At 69.2% G+C, this 19,001-nt stretch carries 17 protein-coding genes and 1 tRNA gene; 11 read left to right on the top strand and 7 right to left on the bottom strand.

The genetic code is table 11. The features are described 5' to 3' along the window. Positions 1–432 precede the first annotated feature (432 nt). On the top strand, positions 433–1,596 hold the full coding sequence (locus KL771_RS01110) for a DUF1236 domain-containing protein (RefSeq protein ID WP_261966722.1): 1,164 nt from the start codon (positions 433–435) through the stop codon (positions 1,594–1,596). A gap of 57 nt (positions 1,597–1,653) precedes the next feature. On the opposite strand, the gene KL771_RS01105 is transcribed toward KL771_RS01110, so the two are convergent. Beyond that, positions 1,654–2,541, bottom strand: coding sequence for a glycosyltransferase (locus KL771_RS01105; RefSeq protein ID WP_261966721.1), 888 nt, complete (start codon positions 2,539–2,541; stop codon positions 1,654–1,656). Positions 2,542–2,838: 297 nt separating this feature from the next. Here KL771_RS01105 and KL771_RS01100 point away from each other — a divergent pair, with 297 nt between their 5' ends. Both KL771_RS01100 and KL771_RS01095 read left to right on the top strand, forming a co-directional pair. Beyond that, the gene (locus KL771_RS01100) at positions 2,839–3,144 is read left to right on the top strand and encodes an ETC complex I subunit (protein WP_261966720.1); all 306 of its coding nucleotides are present in this window, start codon (positions 2,839–2,841) and stop codon (positions 3,142–3,144) included. Positions 3,145–3,237: 93 nt separating this feature from the next. After that, positions 3,238–3,314, top strand: a tRNA-Arg gene (locus tag KL771_RS01095). 26 nt (positions 3,315–3,340) lie between these two features. Here KL771_RS01095 and KL771_RS01090 read toward each other — a convergent pair. The 5 genes from KL771_RS01090 to KL771_RS01070 form a co-directional block, all read right to left on the bottom strand. Beyond that, positions 3,341–3,724 (bottom strand): nucleotidyltransferase domain-containing protein, encoded by a 384-nt coding sequence (locus KL771_RS01090; RefSeq protein ID WP_261966719.1) that lies wholly within the window; start codon positions 3,722–3,724, stop codon positions 3,341–3,343. Positions 3,725–3,866: 142 nt separating this feature from the next. Then, positions 3,867–5,147, bottom strand: coding sequence for an O-acetylhomoserine aminocarboxypropyltransferase (locus KL771_RS01085; protein ID WP_261966718.1), 1,281 nt, complete (start codon positions 5,145–5,147; stop codon positions 3,867–3,869). A 251-nt stretch (positions 5,148–5,398) separates the two neighbouring features. After that, positions 5,399–5,926 (bottom strand): CoA-binding protein, encoded by a 528-nt coding sequence (locus KL771_RS01080; protein ID WP_261966717.1) that lies wholly within the window; start codon positions 5,924–5,926, stop codon positions 5,399–5,401. A 4-nt stretch (positions 5,927–5,930) separates the two neighbouring features. Next, on the bottom strand, positions 5,931–6,194 hold the full coding sequence (locus KL771_RS01075; protein ID WP_261966716.1) for a hypothetical protein: 264 nt from the start codon (positions 6,192–6,194) through the stop codon (positions 5,931–5,933). A gap of 3 nt (positions 6,195–6,197) precedes the next feature. Next, positions 6,198–7,040: an enoyl-CoA hydratase gene (locus tag KL771_RS01070; RefSeq protein ID WP_261966715.1), complete on the bottom strand. Its 843-nt coding sequence runs from the start codon at positions 7,038–7,040 to the stop codon at positions 6,198–6,200. Between the two features lie 235 nt (positions 7,041–7,275). On the opposite strand from KL771_RS01070, the gene KL771_RS01065 reads away from it, so the two are divergent. From KL771_RS01065 to KL771_RS01030, 8 genes are all read left to right on the top strand, one after another. Beyond that, a complete protein-coding gene (locus KL771_RS01065) occupies positions 7,276–8,874 on the top strand; it encodes an EAL domain-containing protein (protein ID WP_261966714.1) in 1,599 nt (532 codons plus the stop codon). Between the two features lie 160 nt (positions 8,875–9,034). Further along, positions 9,035–9,634, top strand: coding sequence for a glutathione peroxidase (locus KL771_RS01060; RefSeq protein ID WP_261966713.1), 600 nt, complete (start codon positions 9,035–9,037; stop codon positions 9,632–9,634). Between the two features lie 114 nt (positions 9,635–9,748). Beyond that, positions 9,749–11,053, top strand: a complete 1,305-nt coding sequence (locus KL771_RS01055) for a hypothetical protein (RefSeq protein ID WP_261966712.1) — start codon at positions 9,749–9,751, stop codon at positions 11,051–11,053. Between the two features lie 86 nt (positions 11,054–11,139). After that, positions 11,140–12,177, top strand: coding sequence for a hypothetical protein (locus KL771_RS01050; RefSeq protein WP_261966711.1), 1,038 nt, complete (start codon positions 11,140–11,142; stop codon positions 12,175–12,177). Between the two features lie 270 nt (positions 12,178–12,447). After that, positions 12,448–14,016 carry a hypothetical protein gene (locus tag KL771_RS01045; protein ID WP_261966710.1) on the top strand — a complete coding sequence of 523 codons (1,569 nt, stop codon included), beginning with the start codon at positions 12,448–12,450 and terminating at the stop codon, positions 14,014–14,016. A 303-nt stretch (positions 14,017–14,319) separates the two neighbouring features. Next, positions 14,320–16,143: a single-stranded-DNA-specific exonuclease RecJ gene (gene recJ, locus KL771_RS01040; RefSeq protein WP_261966709.1), complete on the top strand. Its 1,824-nt coding sequence runs from the start codon at positions 14,320–14,322 to the stop codon at positions 16,141–16,143. Positions 16,144–16,304: 161 nt separating this feature from the next. Next, the gene (locus KL771_RS01035) at positions 16,305–16,430 is read left to right on the top strand and encodes a hypothetical protein (RefSeq protein ID WP_261966708.1); all 126 of its coding nucleotides are present in this window, start codon (positions 16,305–16,307) and stop codon (positions 16,428–16,430) included. A gap of 695 nt (positions 16,431–17,125) precedes the next feature. Further along, entirely contained in the window at positions 17,126–17,446 is a 321-nt protein-coding gene (locus tag KL771_RS01030; RefSeq protein WP_261966707.1) for a hypothetical protein, read from the top strand. A 34-nt stretch (positions 17,447–17,480) separates the two neighbouring features. On the opposite strand, the gene KL771_RS01025 is transcribed toward KL771_RS01030, so the two are convergent. Then, on the bottom strand, positions 17,481–18,875 hold the full coding sequence (locus tag KL771_RS01025; protein ID WP_261966706.1) for a transaminase: 1,395 nt from the start codon (positions 18,873–18,875) through the stop codon (positions 17,481–17,483). Between the last annotated feature and the right edge of the window lie 126 nt (positions 18,876–19,001).

Raw genomic sequence — 19,001 nt, 5'->3', positions numbered from 1 at the left:
CGGATATCGGTACAGCCCTTCAGAATCCGTTCGAAATGCGGCTGATCCCCAGTGTTGCGGCCGGTGACCCGGTAGACGTAGCGCTCGGGCGCGTCGAGCATGGCGATGCCGCCATAGCGCTCGATGCCGTCCAGGCAACTGCGCGTGCAGCCGGGACTGCGACGGGTGCTCCACACGGTTGCATGGAGCAAAGGCATATAAACTGTCAGCCCTATAGCCAAGCCTTAGTATATTTCCTTGAAAATCATGTAATTCAGTCATCGATAGTCAGCCGGATAAAAACAATCCGGAACCTTACCGCATCGATAACGTTGATGGGGCAGACGGCGCCGGGCGAAGGCTGATGTAGCTGCATGATATAATTGTAGTTGTATGCCGCACTATCCGTGCACATCCCCCAGCGTCGTGTCTCATGATCACAAGGAGAATACGATGCGCAACCTTTTGTTGACTGGAACCGCCATTGCCGTGCTGGTGACCGGAATCGCCACGGCTTCGGCCCAGACCGACCAGCGCAAGCCGATGAGCGGCCAGACCGAAACTCAGTCGTCCCCCAACGGCGCCGGCCGCTCCGACGCTGCCCCGGGCCAGAACAAGCCGCCGGCGAACACCAACAAGCCGGGTCGTTCGGAATCCGCCCCCGGCCAGAACCGCGGCGAAGCCAACTCGACGGCGCCCGGCAGGTCGGGAACCGCTCCCGGACAGATTCGTCCCGGCGCGACCGGTACCGGCGGCGATGTGAAGGACAATCGCTCGGAGATGAAGGACGACGAGAACAAGGGGAACAAGCGACGCGGCGCGGCGGAGAACGATGAAGGTCGCGGCAAGACCGGCGAAAAGGACCGTCGAAACACGGCGGGCGCGAAGAATGACGACGACAACGGCGGCAATCGGCAGCGCAATTCGGCCAGTGACGGCGTCGATAACGACAACCTGAAGAAGGATGGAAAGGATCGCAACGGCCGCGACCGGACCAACAACGCCAGCGATGACCGCAACGACAACAACAAGGCCAACCGTCAGGCCGGTTCGGACAACGATCGCTCCGGTGCCAAGCTCACCTTCAAGCTGAGGGGTGAAGAGAAGGTCAAGATCACCTCGACCCTGGTGGAGCGTGCGCGTCCGGTCGACAAGACCAAGATCAAGTTCAAGATCAATGTCGGCACCGTGGTGCCGCGCGGCTCCATCCAACTGTATGAAGTGCCGACGACCGTGATTTCGCTGGTGCCCGAGTATCGTGGCTACCAGTATTTCGTGGTTGACGACGAGATCATCATCGTTGAACCGTCGACCTTCCAGATCGTCGAAGTCGTCGATCGCAGCGGCGGCGGTCCCGCCACCGGCGCCGCCCGCCTCGTGATCGACCGTTCGAAGTTCTCGATGATCAAGCGCGAGTTGCGCTCGCAGAGCGAGATCAAGGTCAAGATCAATGCCCGTCAAGGCGAGATCCTGCCCGAGTCCGTCGATCTCTGGGACATCCCCGGCAGCGTCGTGACCGAAATGCCGGAACTGCGCAGCTATCGCTACGTCGTCTACCAGAATGAAGTCCTGCTGATCGAGCCGCGCACCCGCCGCGTCATCGAAGTCATCGACTGAGACATCGGCATCAGGCGGATGCCAGTGTCCGCAATGTGAAATGGGACCCCGTCGCCGTCAGGCGGCGGGGCTTCCGTGCGTGCGGAGGTGATGGCCGACGCGGCCGGCGAGGCGCTCCACGCGACGGTCATGCTCGACGCCGGTCGAAAGCCCGGTGCAGGCCTTCAGGATCTTCTCGAAATGCGGCGCGTCCCAGGTGTTCCGGCCCGTCACCCGGTAGACATAGAGCTCAGGCGCGTCGAGCTTGGCGATGCCGCCATAGCGCAGGATGCCGTGGGTCACGAAGGTGTCCTCGCCGCGCGCCAAGGCCGGATAGATCGGGATGGCTTTGCGCCAAGCCGTGATGGTGCCCTCCCAATGGCGCGGCCGGCTGATCGCGATCGTCCGGCGCGCCGGCCACCAGAAGGTCACCCGGTTGAGCATCGCGGCGGCCTTTTGCGATCGCACAAGGGCGGCCGCTGTCAGGCGCAGGCGGTCATGGGCGTAGATGTCGTCGTCATCCCATTGGCAGACGATCTCGCCGTCCGAGCGGGCAATGGCGAAATTGCGCAATTCGCCGAGCGTCGCGCCGTCCGGTGCGGCGATGATTCGCGCCTCGACCGCCTGCGCGGCGGCCGACCGGCGCACCGCATCGATCTGAGGTTCGGGGACGACCACCACGAGTTCGCGCCGGGCATGGTCTTGGGCCGCGAAACTGGCGAGCGCGCCGCCGATGATGTCAGGGAAGCCGCGCGAGACCATTACGCAGGATATCGAGTGCCCGGCGGCATCGTCCGCAACGGCGGGCAGGGCCGCGTATCCGGGCCAGGCGGCGCCCGGATCGGTCACCAATTCGTAGGCATCCCCCTTGGCGAGCGCGCCGCGCCGAAGGGTCTCCCGGCGCGCCGCGGCGAGGGCGCGAAGGGTCGATTTCCGGAGGGTCTTCAGCTGCTTGCGAAACGACATGGCGGGTCCAGATGCGGAACCGAAAATGAGCGGAACGCACCACCATAAGTCAACCCGGTGCCGCGACCGGCGCGGCCGATGCGTCTTGCACTGCGGCAATCGGGCGACTAGTGTCCGGCACGCAGGCTGGAGCCCTCCGGCCGGTCCGGCGCAGGCGGCGCCTTCGATGTCCCGCGATGCCGGATGGCATTGCGCGCGGCGGCGGAACCCGCTAACCGGGCGGACACGGGAAGCCGGTCGACGACGGCCTTCGGCCGGACGCCGCGGCGGGTCCGGCGGTCTGACGGAGCACGAACGATGGTTGCGCGCATCTACAAGCCGGCGAAGAACGCCATGCAGTCGGGCCAGGCCAAGACCAAGCGCTGGTGCCTGGACTACGAGCCCGAGGCCGCGCGCTCGACCGAGCCGCTGATGGGCTGGACCTCGTCCTCCGACATGCGCAGCCAGCTGAAGCTGTTTTTCGCCGAAAAGGAAGATGCCGTCGCCTATTGCGAGAAGAACGGCATCCCCTACACCGTGCAGGAGCCGCACGAGCGCAAGCCGAAGACCATGTCCTATTCCGACAATTTCAAGTTCGGCCGCATCGGCCACTGGACGCACTGACCCGAATGATCGGGGCGGGGACGGGCCTGCCCGGATCCACCGTTCCATCCACCGTTCCGCATTGCAGGATTCCCCGGCCCACCGGCCGGGCACGGCCCCGTAGCTCAACCGGATAGAGCACTCGCCTTCTAAGCGAGTGGTTGCGTGTTCGAGTCACGCCGGGGTCGCCACTCTTTCATGCCGCCGAACGGATCGATCATCTCGGCGCGGATGGATCGGCACGGCTGATTTCAAGCAGAACGGCCTCGTCCGCCATCAGGTTGGCGGCTGTGTTGGGGACATTGAGGCCGGCGACGAAGTCCGACAGGCGCGCACAGGAGATGTCGGCATAGACGCCCGATCCCTCTTGCGTCTTCCATGCGAGCAACGTTGAGAACACGTGATCTGGTGCATCGTCCGGCACGATGACCTTGAGATCCCAGTCGCTGACTGTCGTCGCGTCGCCACGCGCACGGCTGCCGTAGAGCAGGATCGCGACCGGGCGGTATGTGGCGCGGATGTGCCCAAGAGGTGCGGTCAGCTCTGGATGGCCTTTCTCCGAAGCCACTCGGCCGCCGAGCATTTCAGCCAAAGCCTGCATCCGTATCTCCCGCGTGCGATCGGGCCACAGGATCGGCCACCGCACCCGCTCTTTCCGGACCTTCCCGCTGATCCGTGTCCGTTCAAAAGAAATGGGCCGGATCGCTCCGGCCCACATCATGGTGTGCGGCTGAAACCTGCCGTCAGGCCGACAGGGCCTGGTCGAGGTCGGCGAGCAGGTCTTCGATGTCCTCGATGCCGATCGACAGGCGGACCGTGTCGGGGCCGGCGCCGGCGGTGGTCTTCTGGGCGTCGGAGAGCTGGCGGTGGGTCGTCGAGGCCGGGTGGATGATCAGCGAGCGGGTGTCGCCGACATTGGCCAGGTGCGAGAACAGCTTGACGTTGGAGACCAGCTTGACGCCCGCCTCGTAGCCGCCCTTGAGGCCGAAGGTGAAGACGGCGCCGGCGCCGCGCGGCAGGTATTTCTGGGCCAGCGCATGGCTCGGATCGTCCGGCAGGCCGGCATAGGAGACCCAGGACACGTCCGGCCGAGCCTTCAGCCATTCGGCGACGCGCTTGGCGTTGGCGCAGTGCTTCTCCATGCGCAGCGGCAGCGTCTCCATGCCGGTCAGGATCATGAAGGCGTTGAACGGCGACAGGGCCGGGCCGAGGTCGCGCAGGCCGAGCACGCGGACCGCGATCGCGAAGGCGAAGTTGCCGAAGGTCTCGGCGAGGATCATGCCCTGGTATTCCGGACGCGGGGCCGACAGCATCGGATACTTGTCGGAGGCGCGCCAGTCGAACGAGCCGCCGTCGACGATGATGCCGCCGATCGAATTGCCGTGGCCGCCCATGAACTTGGTCAGCGAATGCACGACGATGTCGGCGCCGTGCTGGATCGGCTGGCACAGATAGGGGGTGGCCAGCGTGTTGTCGACGATCAGCGGCACGCCCGCCTTGCGCGCGACCGCCGCGATCGCCGCGATGTCGGTGACGATGCCGCCCGGATTGGCCAGGCTCTCAATGAAGATCGCCTTGGTCTTTTCGGTGACGGCGCGCTCGAAGGACGACGGATCGGTCGCGTCGGCCCATTTCACGTTCCAGCCGAAGCTCTTGAACGAGTGGTTGAACTGGTTGATCGAGCCGCCATAGAGCTTGTTGGAGGCGATCAGTTCGTCGCCGGGCGTCATCAGCGCGTGCAGCGCGAGCACCTGCGCGGCATGGCCGGAGGCGACCGCCAGCGCCGCCGTGCCGCCCTCGAGCGCGGCGACGCGCTCCTCGACGACCGCGCAGGTCGGGTTGCCGATGCGGGTATAGATGTTGCCGAAGGCCTGCAGCCCGAACAGCGAGGCGGCATGGTCGACATCGTCGAAGACGAAGGACGTCGTCTGGTAGATCGGCGTCGCGCGGGCGCCGGTGGTCGGGTCGGGCTGCGCGCCGGCATGGACGGCGAGGGTCGCGAAGCCGGGCTGGCGATCGGACATGGGACGCTCCTCTTGACGATCGTCTTCTGGGGCCGGGCTTGGATCCGGCCGGAGGGACCGTCTTTGTGGCCGAAGGCGGCGGAAGCGTCAAATCACGGCCATTGCGTCCGAGGGCACCGGGCAGGAAAACCATTCCCCGGATGGCGGCTGCCGCGCGACGGCGCCAACCGGGCCGGTCCGAGGCGCGGTGGCGACCTGCGGTGACGCCGTGGGCGGCCGGAGGGGACGGCCGGACCCGACGCCGGGACGGTTCAGACGACGCCGGGCGGGCGGCGCAGGCCGAGATGCTGGAAGCCGCCGGAGCGGGCCGGCTTCTTCGACGAGATGGTGCGCGAATTGACGCCGATCCAGGAGATCTCGCCGCACAGCCGGCCATACTCGATCTTCGGGCAGCGGTTCATCACCACCCTGAGGCCGGCGGCCTCGGCCAGCGCCGCCGCCTCGTCGTTGCGGACGGAGAGCTGCATCCAGATCACCTTGGCGCCGATGCGGATCGCCTCCTCGACGATCGGCACGGCATGCTCGCCGGCGCGGAAGATGTCGACCATGTCGACCGGCTGATTCAGCTCGGCAAGGCTGGCATGGACCGGGCGGCCGAGGATGTCCTTGCCGGCCAGGCCCGGATTGATCGGCCAGACCTCGTAGCCCTTCGAGATCAGGTATTTCTGCACGAAATAGGACGGCCGGACATTGTTGTTCGAGGCGCCGACGACCGCGATCGAGCGGACCGATTCCAGGATGTCGCGGATATAGGCATCGTCATAGGCGTCGTGATTCATGGGATCAGCGCGGTCCGGTTTTGGGGCCGGGTGGCCCGGTCGGAGGGGTGTCGTCGTCGATCAGGTCGTCGATGGCACGGCGGGCGGCGAGCGTGGCACGCACCGTCAGGCTGGCGGCGCCGGCGACGGCGAAGAGCAGCGCCAGCGCGAAGGTCCAGGCCGGCCAGCTGCCGGTCGAGACGATCCCGCCGGCGATGGCCAGAACCGCGAAGACGGCGGCGGCGCCGAACAGCAGCCGCCACAGGCCGGCGAAGGTCGACGCCGCCATGGCCTAGGCCCCCCGCCATTGCGGCGGGCGCTTCTCGATGAAGGCGCCGATGCCCTCCTCGGCATCCCGGATCAGCATGTTGTCGACCATCACGCCGGCCGCATAGGCATAGGCGGCGTCGAGGTCCATCTCGACCTGCCGATAGAAGGCCTCCTTGCCGATCTTCAGCGTGGCGGGCGACTTCGCCGCGATGGTCGCGGCGAGCCGGCCGGTCTCCGCGGTCAGTTCGGCCGGCGGGACGACCCGGTTGACGAGGCCGAAGCGCAGCGCGGTGGCCGCGTCGACGGTTTCGCCGGTCAACAGCATTTCCATGGCATGCTTGGGCGCGAGGTTGCGCGACAGGGCGACCATCGGGGTCGAGCAGAACAGGCCGATATGCACGCCGGGCGTGGCGAAGCGGGCGCCTTCGCCGGCCACCGCCAGATCGCAGGAGGCGACCAGCTGGCAGCCGGCCGCCGTGGCGAGGCCGGAGATCTCCGCGATCACCGGCTTCGGCAGGCGCACCACGCTGGTCATCAGCCGCGCGCAGGTCTTCATCACCGTCTCGAAATAGGCGCGGCCGCGATCGGCGTCGGCACGCCGCGCGGTCAGTTCCTTCAGGTCGTGGCCGGCCGAGAAGGCCGGGCCGGTATGGCCGATGACGACGACCCGGACGGCGGGATCGGCGGCGGCGCGATCGAGTGCTTCCTGCAGGGCCGCCATCATGGCCTCCGACAGGGCGTTGCGGCGCTCGGCATGGTCGAGCGTCAGGCGCAGCACGCCGTCGTCCAGCCGTTCGCGCAGGATCGCGGCTGCGGCCGGAGCCGGTGCGGCGGATGCCGCCGCGGTTGAAACGGAAATGGACATGGCCTGCCTCGCATCGCGTTTTCGCCAAGACTAGGACCAAACGCGCCGGGACGCCACGGCATGGCGAGCATGCCGGGTGCGAACGGCGGCGCGCGGCGGCCGGTCGTCCGGCCCGCGATCGTCGCCATCGCCGGGCTCGTTCAGGGCGCGTTTACGGTCTTCGGGCAAAATCCTGGTCAAGTGTCGGCCGACACGGGAACGACGGCGCGCGACGCCGAACCCCGGGTACCAGGTCTTGCGTAAGTCCGCCTTCGTCGGTCTCCTTCCGTATGTTCTGGCCGTCATCGTGGCGGTGGCGCCGCTCGTGCTCGGCAAGCTGATCCTGAAGGCTCACTACGCCTCGATCGGCGGGGCGGAGGTGGAATCGGTGGCGGGGCGCTATCTTTCGCGCGCCGAGCGGGCCCTGTCGGAAGCCATCACGCTCCTGCGCGATCTCGACCGCGCCTCCCGTCATGCCTGCCTGGAGGCCGACCGCATCGATTTCGCCGAAAAGGTCGCCCAGGCGGATTTCGTTCGTCGGATGGGCCTCGTCGACCGCAACGGCTATGCGATGTGCCTCGAGCCGCCGCCGCCGGCCCGACCCGCCGCCCTGCTCGGACCCGCAGAGGATGACGAACGGCAGGTGACCATCATGGTCACCTCGGTGCCGAAGGGCCAGAACATCCAGGGCTCGATGGTGGTCGGATGGCGCAGCGCGAGCGGCGCGCGGCTGATCGCCGAAGTCGCCCCGGCGGCACTCGACATCGATCCCGGGCCGAGCTTCATGCGCGAGCAGCGCTCGGTCGAGGTGATCGTCGACGGCTCCAAGACCTGGATGCGCCTCGGCCAGGCGGATGGCGGCGCTCCGGGCGGTCTGGTCTCGGTACGCTCCCGCTCGGACATCTTCCCGCTGGAAGTCGTCGTGCAGGCCCCGATCTCCGTCTTCTATCCGATCGTGCGGGCGCTCGACCTGACGCTGACGGTCGGGGCGGTCGCGGTCTGCCTGGTCCTGTTCGGCCTGACCGCCTGGGTCACGCGCCGGCCCGAGAAGCAGGTCGACGACGAGATCTTCCTGGCGATCAAGAACGGCGAATTCATTCCCTATTACCAGCCGGTCATGAATATCGAGAGCGGCCAGATCGAGGGCTGCGAACTGCTCGCGCGCTGGCAGCATGCCGACGGTACGGTGGTCTCGCCCGGCCGCTTCATGCCCTATGCCGAGACCTCCGGCCATGTCTTCGAGATGACGCGCCAGCTGATGCGCCAGTCGGTCATCGATCTCGGCCCGCTGTTCCGGCGCCGGACGGACCTGAAACTGTCGATCAACCTGTTCGCCGGTCATTTCGACGACCGCCGGATCATCGACGACATCATCGCGATCTATGCCGACGGGCCGATCGGCTACGACCAGCTGGTCTTCGAGGTGACCGAGCGCTACCCGTTGCGCGATATCGAGCGCGCGCGCCGGATCATCGCGGAAATGCACGTGCTCGGCTGCCGGGTCGCGCTCGACGATACCGGTACCGGCCATGGCGGGCTCGCCTACCTGCAGCAGCTCGGCATCGACATCATCAAGATCGACAAGATGTTCATCGACGCCATGGGGGCCGATCTCGGCGCCTCGACGATCATCGACGTTCTGGTCGAACTGGCCAATTCGCTCGGCATGGGCATCGTCGCGGAGGGCGTCGAGCGCGAGGAGCAGATCGAGAAGCTGCGCGAGAAGGGCGTCACCGCCGCGCAGGGCTATGTCTTCGCGCCGCCGCTGCCGGCCAAGCTGTTCCTCGAACTGGCCGGGGCCCTGTCGGCCGACGGCGAGACCTTCGCAGAGCTGAGCGCCGCAAAGGTCGCCTGACCGTCGCGGGCGGGCGCTCGGCCAGGATCGCACCGGATCGGCCGGCGGCCGCACGCCGCGCGCCGGACGCACGCGGATGGCGGGGGAAGGCCGCGGCGGCTATGATCCGGCGGCGATCGGCCGCCGTAGACCCGGCGGCCCGCAGCCGGAGACGCCAGTCATGTCCATCAGCCGCCGCACCTTCGCCGTCTCGACCGTCGCGGCTGCGACCGCGGCGCTGGTCCCGGTGGCGGCCGTGACCGCCGCCCGCGCGGCCGGACCGGTCGAGACCGGCAACGCCTGGCGCTTCGCCTTCACGGCGTCGGACGGATCGCCCCTGCCGCTCGATGCGTTCCGCGGTAAGGTGCTGCTGATCGTCAACACCGCCTCGCGCTGCGGCTACACCTCGCAATATCGGGGTCTGCAGGCGCTCTACGAGGCGCATGGTTCGGCCGGTCTCGTGGTGATCGGCGTGCCGTCGAACGATTTCGGCGGCCAGGAGCCGGGCACGGATGCGGACATTCGCGGCTTCTGCGGCGGCACCTTCGGGGTGACCTTCCCGCTCGCCGCGAAGTCGGTCGTGCGCGGCGCCGGTGCCCATCCGTTCTACCGCTGGGCGTCCACCGTGCTCGGACCGGCATCGGAGCCGCGCTGGAATTTCCACAAATATCTCGTTAGCCGCGATGGCCGCCTCGACCGGGCCTTCCCGTCCCATGTCGAACCCGAGGATCCCCGCGTGGTCGCGGCGATTCGGGCCGCCCTGGACGGACCCGCCACCTGACGGCGGCCTAACCGGCTGCCCCCAATGGCGAACCGGCCGCCGCGGTGCGGCATGCTTGATTTGCGCGGACGGCTCGCCCATTTTGGACGCTTGTAGGTCAAGGAGACCGATCTGATGCGTCGGAAATTCCGGTGGATGCGCCCGGGCATGCTCGCGGCCGCTGCCGTCTCCCTGGTGTCCGCGGGCGGTCCCGCCGCGGCGGCCACGCTCGAAACGGCGCGGATCGCCAATTGGACGGCGGTCGCGCATGCGAGCGATCAGACCGGCGAATTCTCGCATTGCAGCATGTCGGTCGCCTATCAGAGCGGCACCACCCTGCGCTTCGCGATCGACCGCCGTTACGACTGGGCCATGGCGCTGCTCAACCCGGCCTGGCAGCTGCCGCCGGGCCAGATGGCGCGCGTCAACCTGGTGATCGACGAGTTCGAGCCGGTCGTGGCGACCGCCAAGGCGGTGTCGCCGAGCATGATGGCGATCCAGCTCAAGGACGACAGCGGGCTGTTCGATCTGTTTCGGCGCGGGCTGCTGCTGCGGATCGGCATCGGGCGCGACACCTACAATTTCCGTCTCGACGGCACGGCCGAAGGCCTCGCCTGGCTGCTGCGCTGCGTGACGCGCTACGAGCCCGCCCGCACCGCGCAAGGTCTGGCCGGTGCCCCGGGCACGGCCCTGCCGGGGGCACCGACGCCGCGGCCGGCTCCGCCCCGACCGCCGGAGGGTCCGACCGCCGAGTTCAGGCCGCTGACGCCGCCGTCGCCGGGACAGCCTGCCAACGGGCAGGGCGCGGGCGGTGCGCCGGCGGCGCCGGGTGGGGTCGCGTCGGTGAGCGGCGCGACGGCCGGAACCGTGGCATCGACCGGAACGGTCTCCGCAGGCGGCGGGCCGGGGGTTGCGGCCGCCGGTGCGGCGCCGCCGGGGTCCCAGCCGGCCGGCAGCGAGGCCGCCTCGATCGAAATGCGCTCGGAATCGACCGTGTTCCTGGCCAGCCTGATGGCCGGCGCCGGGGTGTCGGACTATCGTGTCATGCCGCCATCGGATGCGCCGGAAAAGCACCGCGGGGCCGATGCGATCTTCGCCACCGACGACGGCGTCATGGGAACGGTTCGAATCGTGCCGGAAGCCGATCCGCGCGGCATCACCGAGCGAATCGTGGCCAACGATGCGCGCACCTGCGCGGGGCAATATGCGTCCGGCAACCTGCCGGCACCGACCGGACGGGCGGAAGTGGCCCATATCTTCACGGGCTGCGAACAGACCGGGGCGCCGGCTGCGGCGCGCTATACGGTGCTGACGCGACGCAAGGGCGGCCACTATGTGATCGGGCTCTATGCGCAAGGCGCCGAGGCCGTGCTGGAGCGCCTGCGCCAGGTCGACAATTCCGTCCGGCAGGCGTCCAATGCGCTGGCCGGCCGGTTCTGACTGCAACCGCGGCGCGCGGGGGCTGCCGGCTTCCGCCACCGCCTAGACAGACTTCCGGGAATGCCCGGAAGCCAGTGGGTGTCCCGATGCGTATAGGCGAGTTCCTGATGGCCGGTCTGCTCGGCGTCGCCGCGCTGGCGGGTGTCGGCGTCGCGCGGGCGGCTGAACTGGAGACCTTCCAGTACGGCCGCTGGACTGGAACGGCGAATACCGACGACAGCGGCTCCTTCTCGCGCTGCGCGGTGACCGGGCGCTTCAAGCGCGCCTCGGTGACCAGCGGACGTGAAGTCGCCGCGGCCATTGCGCTCGATCGCATCAACGGCTGGACGCTCGGTTTCGCCGGCGGCGATACCGGCGCGGCGCCGGTCAGCTTCCGCATCACCATCGACGGCGAGGCGGTGATCGAGGGGCATCCGGAGGCACAGGCCGACCAGGTCGCGGTCATCGGCGTGCCCGACATCGAGCGGTTTCTCGGCGCCCTGCGCCGCGGTTCGACGCTCGGCGTGGCGGCGGCGGACGAACATTACGATCTGGCGTTGGCCGGGGTGGCGCGGGCGCTCGACTGGGTCGAGGCCTGCGCCAAGCGCTACGCGAATTTCGTCCCGCCCGGACGCGAGAAGGCAACGGCGGATGCCGCCAAGCTCCGTCAGGACATTGCCGGCCTGATGGGTCGCCTGCTGCAGGCGGTCGAGGCCAAGGAGGTCCGGGTCGGGCCGCCGCCGGGCATTCCGGCCTATCCGTCGGAGGACAAGTCGCTGTCCTGGAAGGCGGACGGCATGCAGGGCGAGATTCAGGTCTGGGCCGGCAAGAACGCCCAGAGCCTCGCCGACCGCATCATCGGCACCAGCCCCGGATGCCGCAAGCGCGCCGGGGAGGTCAAGAAGGCGCCCGCCCGCCCGAAGGCGGGACCGAAGAAGGCCGGCAAGCCGGATCCGATCGTGTTCGAGGTGGTCGACTGCGACGATCCGGGGGGAACAAGACGCATTGCCCTGGTGCTGCTGCCGCGTTCGCAAGGCGGCATCTATCTGATCTCCGTCCAGACCCGCGAACCGGGGGCTCCCGACAAGGTCGACCGGCTCGGCGAGCGGCTGGCGGAAGAGATGCGCCGGACCGTCTTGCGGTAGCGGCACCCGATTCCGGCCGGACCTCTGCGCGGCACCGGCTGATTCGCCCATCTTCGGCCGAAATGCCCCGTGCGGGGCTCCAGGCCGCCGGGTCGGACGCGGACCGTCACGAAATTGCCGGGAAATTCCCCAGGAAAAGTGCGGCCGAGCGCCTGTCGGAAACTCTGTTAACTCTTCTCGGCCATCCTCCTGCCGGATTTCCGGTCGCTTGCTTCCGCCGCTTTGAACGACCACTCTGCGCCGCCATCGTCCGAACGGAGGGGAGACTCCATGCAGCTTGGAACCCGGTCCGTGCTCCTGTGCGCCGGGGTTTCGCTGGTCTCCTGTATCCTGTTTCCGCTTTCCTTCCGCCCTGCCTCCGCCCAATCCGGCGTGATGGTCGTGCCCGGCCGCGAAGTGAAGCTCGGTGCGTGGACCGGTCAGCCGCAGGTGACGCAAAGGGGGCAGGTGTTCCAGTGCGTCGCGGAACGGACGCTCGGCGGCGGGCGCAAAGGCGACCGGATGTCCATCGTGATCGGCGGCGGTGCCGGCTGGGGCATCCAGGTCATCCGTTCGTCCTTTCAGCTCGATCCCGACAAGGACCAGGACGTGACGCTGCTGATCGACGGGCAGCGCACGGTGCCGGCCGACGCCTATGCCCTCGATCCGAACCGGTTCGCGATCCATCCGGGCGACGTCCCCGGCTTCGAATTGGCGCTGAAGCGCGGCCGGGTCCTGACGGTGAGGTCGCGCTCGGGCAACATCGACGATTCCAGCCTGCCGATCGACGGCATCGGGGCGGCGATGGAATGGGTCGATCACTGCGGCCGACAGTTCAGCCTCTATGGCGCTCCGGCCATCGATGCTGTCCCCCGTTTCGCGCCGCCTGCGCTCGCCGGGAGCGGCCGCATCGGATCCGGCGTGACCGGAGAGGCCGTCGGACCCCTGACCTTGGCGCCGCCCGCGCCCGGCGGAAAAGCGCCGCCACCGGCATTGGCGGACGCGAAGGCCGCCCCGCCGCCAACCGGTCCGCACGGGACCGGCCTTGCGGGCCATGCCGATCCGAGCGCCGGGGCCCCTACCGTCGACGGCCGCGGCAAGCCGCCGTTCGCCGGCAACCCGACCGCGGATGCCGGAGCGCCGACGGTCCGTCATGAACGGGTGCCCGAACGCAGGATTCCGCTGGCCGCCTATGCGCCGCCCGGCGACATGACGTCGGCCCTGCCGCCGTCGATCGAGCGCGCTCCCCCGCTGCCGACGCAGCGCCCGGCGCCGGCCGGCCCGGCACCGGGGGGCTCGCATACGTCCGCGTCGGTCGCCGCGCCGGCGATTGCCTACCCGTCCGCTGCGGTCCTGCCGCCTGCGGTTCCGTCCGGGCCGGGGACGCCGGCGACGGCAGCCGATCCGGTCGAGACCGGTCGCGGCGATGGTGCGCCGCTGCCGGGCCCCTCCGCACAAGTGGCCGCGATCGCGCCCGTTCGGACACCGCCGCCGCCGCTCGCATTGACGGGGCCGCGCATTTCGTCGCCGCCGCTGCCCAAGGGCGATCTGATTGCCAGGCCGCGCCGCGACGGCGCCGCGCCGGCCGGAACGCTGATCGTCAACGCCATCCCGAATGCCGCCACGACGGAGGTTTCCCACCCGCCGGAGGTGGTGGCGCCGGCCGGCCCGGTCCGCGTGATCCAGGGATTCTCGTTCCCGAATCCCAATCCAACCACCACCGAGCCGGCGGCACTTGCCGATCCCGCGCCGGCAACGACCGCGACGGTGCCGCCTTCCGCAGGGCTTCCGGCAGTCGCCGCCGGCGAGCCGCCGCCCGCCTACACGGCCCCGCTGCCGCGTCCGAAGCCGCGCTCGTGAAGGGCGCGGTCCAACCGCCGGCCGTCCGGACCCCGCGTCCGGCTCGAGCGGTTCGATCGAGACGGACGGTCCCCATCGGTCTCGTCAATCCGAACCACTCACATTTCGACCCCTGGGGTCACCGGAGCGGTTTTCGGCGGCTTTCGGTGCGGTGGCGTGCCCGGACGCCGGGTCGGAACGCGCCGCTGCTGCCCAAAGGTCACCGTCACATCCCTGCATCGTCCCGGGCCGAACCGTGAATCACGGGAACGTTCCTGCTGTGGCCGGTGGGCCGGATAGGGCGGTTCGGCTACCCTCGTGGTCATGACGATTCGATTTCCCGCCATCGACGATCGGGCGCCGGATCGGGCGGTGCTCGGCGTGGCGCGGTCCGTGACCGGACGGCGGTGGCGCGACCGGCTGGATGCGGTCGGGGAGGCGAGGGCGCTGGCGATCACGCAGCGCACCGGTATCGACCAGATGGTCGCGCGCATCATGGCGGGGCGTGATGTCGGCCTGGAGGCGGCGGTCGGCTTTCTTGAGCCGACCGTGCGCGCCCTGATGCCGGATCCCTCGGTGATGACCGCCATGGATGCCGCCGCCGCGCGCATCGCCGATGCGGTCCTGGCCGGCGAGGCGATCGCGCTGTTCGGCGACTATGACGTGGACGGGGCGACCAGTTGCGCGCTCGCGACGCGCTATCTCGCCGCCCTCGGCGTGCGGTCGACCGTCTACATTCCCGATCGCCTGATCGAGGGCTACGGTCCCAATGTCGAGGCGATCCGCGGGCTTGCGAAGGGCGGCGCGCGCCTCCTGATCACGCTCGATTGCGGGTCGACCAGCTTCGAGCCGCTGGAGGAGGCCCGGCGGCTCGGGCTCGACACGGTCGTGATCGATCATCATCAATGCGATGTCGCGCTGCCCCCGGCCGTGGCGGTGGTCAACCCGAACCGTCAGGACGACCTGTCCGGCCTCGGCCATCTGGCGGCCGTCGGCGTCACCTTCATGACCATGGTGGCGGTCAATCGCGAACTGCGCCGGCGCGGCGCCTTCGCGAAGCGCGCCGAGCCGGACCTGATGGCCCTGCTCGATCTGGTCGCGCTCGGCACGGTCGCCGACGTGGTGCCGCTGATCGGGCTCAACCGGGCCTTCGTGGTGCGCGGGCTCGCCGTCGCGCGCAGCCGGCGCAATGTTGGGCTGGCCGCGCTCGCCACCGTGGCGCGCCTGAACGGTCCGATCGCCAGCAGTCATCTCGGCTACCTGATCGGGCCGCGCATCAATGCCGGCGGCCGGATCGGCAATGCCGCGCTCGGCGCCGAACTGCTGGCGACCGAGGACCCGGTCGCCGCCGAACGGCTGGCGGCGGAACTCGACCGGCTGAACCGCGAACGGCAGGTCATCGAGACGGCGATGCTCGAAGAGGCCGTCGCCGAGGTCGACGCCATGGGCGACCCGGGGCCCGTGATCGTGACCGCCTCAGAAACTTGGCATCCCGGCGTGGTCGGCCTGATCGCGTCGCGGCTGAAGGAGCGATGGCGCCGGCCGGCTTTCGCGATCGCCTTCGATCGCGGTCCGGTCGGGACCGGCTCGGGGCGCTCGATCGGCGGCGTCGACCTCGGCGCGGCGGTGCGCTCGGCGGTCGCCGCAGGGCTGCTGGTCAAGGGCGGCGGCCACGCCATGGCGGCCGGCCTGACCATCGAGCGCGATCGGCTGGAGGCGTTCCGCGCCCATGTCGAGGCTCGCGTCGCCGATGCGGTCGCCGACAGCCTGGCGGTGTCCGACCTGGTGCTCGACGGTGTCCTGTCGGCCTCCGGCGCGACGGTCGGCTTCGTCGAGATGGTCGAGAAGGCGGGACCCTACGGGGCCGGCCATCCCGAACCGGTCTTCGCGCTGGCGGCGCATCGGGTGACCTATGTGGAAACCGTCGGCCAGGGCCATGTCCGCGCCAGCCTCGCGGCCGGCGACGGCACGACCCTCAAGGCGATGGCCTTCCGGGCCGCCTCGGAGCCGCTCGGCCGCGCCCTTCTGGAGGCGCGCGGCCGGATGATCCATGTCGCCGGTTCGCTGTCGCTGGACCATTGGCAGGGTGATGCAAGAGTGCAACTGCGGGTGCTCGATGTGGCGTTGCCCACAGGGCCCGGCTTGTGACTCGGATCGAGGCTGGTTAATCGGCCTCAATGTTAATCGAACCGTAATCGCTTCGGCGAAAATTGAAGGTGGGAATGACGTTGGAGTTGGGGAACCCTATGGCGTATCGGGCGGAAGGTACTGAGTTGATGGTCACGGTTGCGCCCGGCGCGTCGGAAGCCATGCCCGCTATGGTTGTGAAGCCGGCCGTGCATCCGGTCGATGCGCGGCGCGTCCGTCTTGCGGTCGGCCTGACCGTCCTGCTGGCGGTGATCGACCTGGTTCTCTATCTGCCGCGTCTTCTCTGACGGGGCAGCCGGGCGGGCGGGCAGCTGGCTCGGCCCGCGGAAAGGTCGCGGCGCGGTCCTTCATGATCGCCCGCGGCCCGCAAGGCATGCGGCGGCTGCCGGCCACGGACTTGACGCCGGCGGCCCAGTGGGCGATCGGCTTAAGGGCGGAGGGCTGATCGGCGACGGCATCCCGCCGGTCGTCGCGCGCCTTTGGGGATCCTGGGCTGGACCGGAACAACGTCCGGCCGCCACTCGAACGTTTTCAGGTTGGGGAGGGGCTGCGGCTCACACGCGAACGGCTCACGGCAGACCTTCCTTCGCGGGCACGCGCCCGTGCCGTCTCCGTTCGTCCTGCCTGCGGCCATGCTCCATTCGGCGGCGGCGCCCTCGACGCGACGAGCGCGCCGACCTCGATCCGTCGTCAGTCTGAGCGACGATTTCACAAGCATTCTCAGCGCTTCGGAGGCCGTTGCCGATTTTGGCAACGGCTCCGGACAACGCTACCCGCGCCGCCGGATGTTCTTTGGGGGCGCCATTGCGGTCCCCGTGCTGCCGGCACGACTGGCCGATATGAAGCGCCCCGCGTTTGGCCGGGCGCCTTGCGACCCCGGTCCGAAAGCCAGGGCTCCTCCCAGACTTCAATGCCGGCGCGACGTCTCCGGCCGCGATCGATTGAATTTCAGCATGCCGATACGACAGGAACAGGTTTTCCTATGAACAAATATGACCGGACGATCCGGGATCTCGAAACGCTCGGATCCGCCACCATGAAATGCTCCGGCAATTCGATGCTGCCGATCCTCAGCAATCCGTCGACCTGCGTCTATCGCAGGCAGGAGCGGTACGCGGTCGGCGACATCGTCTTCTGCAAGGTCAAGGGACGTTACATCGACGCCCATCTGATCACGCGCATCGCCGCCGACGGGCGCTATCTGATCGCAAACAATCAAGGCCACGAGAACGGGTGGACTTCGATCGTCTACGGACGGGTGGTCGAGGCGATCGACAAGGCCGGACGCATCAAGACCTTCTGACCGCCGGATAACCGCGCGCGGTCCTGAGCCGGCTTCAGGGCGCGACGATCGCGTCCAGCGCGTCTTCCAGGCCGGCGCACAGGCGATCGACCGCTTCGGGGCCGGTGGTCGGGGCGGCGAGCAGCATGTTGTGGAACGGGGTGACGACCACGCCGCGATTGATCAGCGCGAGGCGCAGAGCGCCCTCGATCTCGGCCGAACCGATCCGGGCCGCCGCGCCGCCGGTGCGCGGCGGCTCGGGGGCGAGCATGAATTCGACCCGGGCGCCGGCCGCGGTCACGCACCAGGGCAGCCGGCGCTCGGCGATGATCGCGCGCAGGCGTCCGGCGAGATCCGAAGCGGTCGCGATCATGTGCCGGTAGGCGTCCGCGGTCATGACCTCCTCGAACATGGCGCGCATGGCCGCCATCGCCAACGCGTTGGCCGACAGCGTCGTGCCGATGCCCGAATAGCCGGGCGCCTCGGCGCGCACCCGCGCCATGCCCTGCGAGACCGCTGCCGTAACGCCATAGACCGCCGCCGGCACGCCGCCGCCGATCGCCTTGCCGACGACCAGGAAATCCGGCTCGAGCGCATGGGCGCGGGCATAGCCGCCGGGGCCGGCCGAGAGCGTATGCGTCTCGTCGATGGCGAGCAGGGTGCCGGCGGCGCGGGTCAGCCGGCGCAGGGCGGCGTGATAGCCCTCGTCCGGCAGTACCATGCCGATATTGGTCATGACCGGTTCGGCGAGAACCAGGGCGACGCCGCCGTCGGCAAGGGCAGCCTCCAGGGCCGCGAGGTCGTTGAACTCGACCACACGGGTATGGGCGCGCATGTCGTAGACCTGCCCGACCAGGCCCGGCCGTTGGATCGGGGCGCCGTCGGCGAGGCGGACATGCACGTCGTCGACCGCGCCGTGATAGGCGCCGTTGAAGATCAGGATGTCGCTGCGGCCGGTCAGCGCGCGTGCCCAGCGGATGACGGCCCGATTGGCGTCGCTCGCCGTCAGCGTCGCCTGCCAGACCGGCAGGGCGAAGCGCTCGGCGAGCAGCCGCCCGACCTCGGGAACCAGGAGCGAGGGCAGCATCGCGGTCGCCCCGCGCGCGATCTGGTGGGCGACCGCCCGGCGCACCGGCTCCGGCGCGTGGCCGAACATGGCGCCGGTATCGCCAAGGCAGAAATCCGCATGTTCGTGTCCGTCGACGCAGGTCAGGCAGGAGCCGCTGGCCTCCTTGAGGAAGAGCGGGAAGGGCAGGCCCCAGTCGCTCATCCAGTGCAGCGGCACGCCGCCGTGCCAATGTTCGGACGCACGGGAGGCGAGCTCGGCGGAGTGCGGGTGGGCCCGCCGATAGGCCTGCTGCTCCGCCGCGAGGAAGGTGGCGAGGCGGACGGGATCGACGCCGTGAAGGCGGAGGGGGTCGAGACAGGCGACGTCGGCAGGATCGGTCATGGCGTTCCGGTGCCGGGCGGGCGGGATTCGACGCCGGCTCCCGGTCGCGGCGCTGCCGAAGTCTGCCGCAACGGCTCCGCTCGCGCTACGGCAAGGCGTCGCGCGCCTGGAGACAGGCCGACGGCG

Source organism: Prosthecodimorpha staleyi, assembly GCF_018729455.1.
In the GTDB taxonomy this organism is placed as follows: Bacteria; Pseudomonadota; Alphaproteobacteria; order Rhizobiales; family Ancalomicrobiaceae; genus Prosthecodimorpha; species Prosthecodimorpha staleyi.
Note: the sequence above shows the minus strand (reverse complement) of the source record. Positions and strands in the feature narration are given on the sequence as shown.

Bases quoted from the DNA above. Each gene is read 5' to 3' on its own strand.
- KL771_RS01110 (WP_261966722.1), top strand. From the start codon at position 433: ATGCGCAACCTTTTGTTGACTGGAACCGCCATTGCCGTGCTGGTGACC.
- KL771_RS01105 (WP_261966721.1), bottom strand. From the start codon at position 2,541: ATGTCGTTTCGCAAGCAGCTGAAGACCCTCCGGAAATCGACCCTTCGC.
- KL771_RS01100 (WP_261966720.1), top strand. From the start codon at position 2,839: ATGGTTGCGCGCATCTACAAGCCGGCGAAGAACGCCATGCAGTCGGGC.
- KL771_RS01090 (WP_261966719.1), bottom strand. From the start codon at position 3,724: ATGCAGGCTTTGGCTGAAATGCTCGGCGGCCGAGTGGCTTCGGAGAAA.
- KL771_RS01085 (WP_261966718.1), bottom strand. From the start codon at position 5,147: ATGTCCGATCGCCAGCCCGGCTTCGCGACCCTCGCCGTCCATGCCGGC.
- KL771_RS01080 (WP_261966717.1), bottom strand. From the start codon at position 5,926: ATGAATCACGACGCCTATGACGATGCCTATATCCGCGACATCCTGGAA.
- KL771_RS01075 (WP_261966716.1), bottom strand. From the start codon at position 6,194: ATGGCGGCGTCGACCTTCGCCGGCCTGTGGCGGCTGCTGTTCGGCGCC.
- KL771_RS01070 (WP_261966715.1), bottom strand. From the start codon at position 7,040: ATGTCCATTTCCGTTTCAACCGCGGCGGCATCCGCCGCACCGGCTCCG.
- KL771_RS01060 (WP_261966713.1), top strand. From the start codon at position 9,035: ATGTCCATCAGCCGCCGCACCTTCGCCGTCTCGACCGTCGCGGCTGCG.
- KL771_RS01055 (WP_261966712.1), top strand. From the start codon at position 9,749: ATGCGTCGGAAATTCCGGTGGATGCGCCCGGGCATGCTCGCGGCCGCT.
- KL771_RS01050 (WP_261966711.1), top strand. From the start codon at position 11,140: ATGCGTATAGGCGAGTTCCTGATGGCCGGTCTGCTCGGCGTCGCCGCG.
- KL771_RS01045 (WP_261966710.1), top strand. From the start codon at position 12,448: ATGCAGCTTGGAACCCGGTCCGTGCTCCTGTGCGCCGGGGTTTCGCTG.
- recJ (WP_261966709.1), top strand. From the start codon at position 14,320: ATGACGATTCGATTTCCCGCCATCGACGATCGGGCGCCGGATCGGGCG.
- KL771_RS01035 (WP_261966708.1), top strand. From the start codon at position 16,305: ATGCCCGCTATGGTTGTGAAGCCGGCCGTGCATCCGGTCGATGCGCGG.
- KL771_RS01030 (WP_261966707.1), top strand. From the start codon at position 17,126: ATGAACAAATATGACCGGACGATCCGGGATCTCGAAACGCTCGGATCC.
- KL771_RS01025 (WP_261966706.1), bottom strand. From the start codon at position 18,875: ATGACCGATCCTGCCGACGTCGCCTGTCTCGACCCCCTCCGCCTTCAC.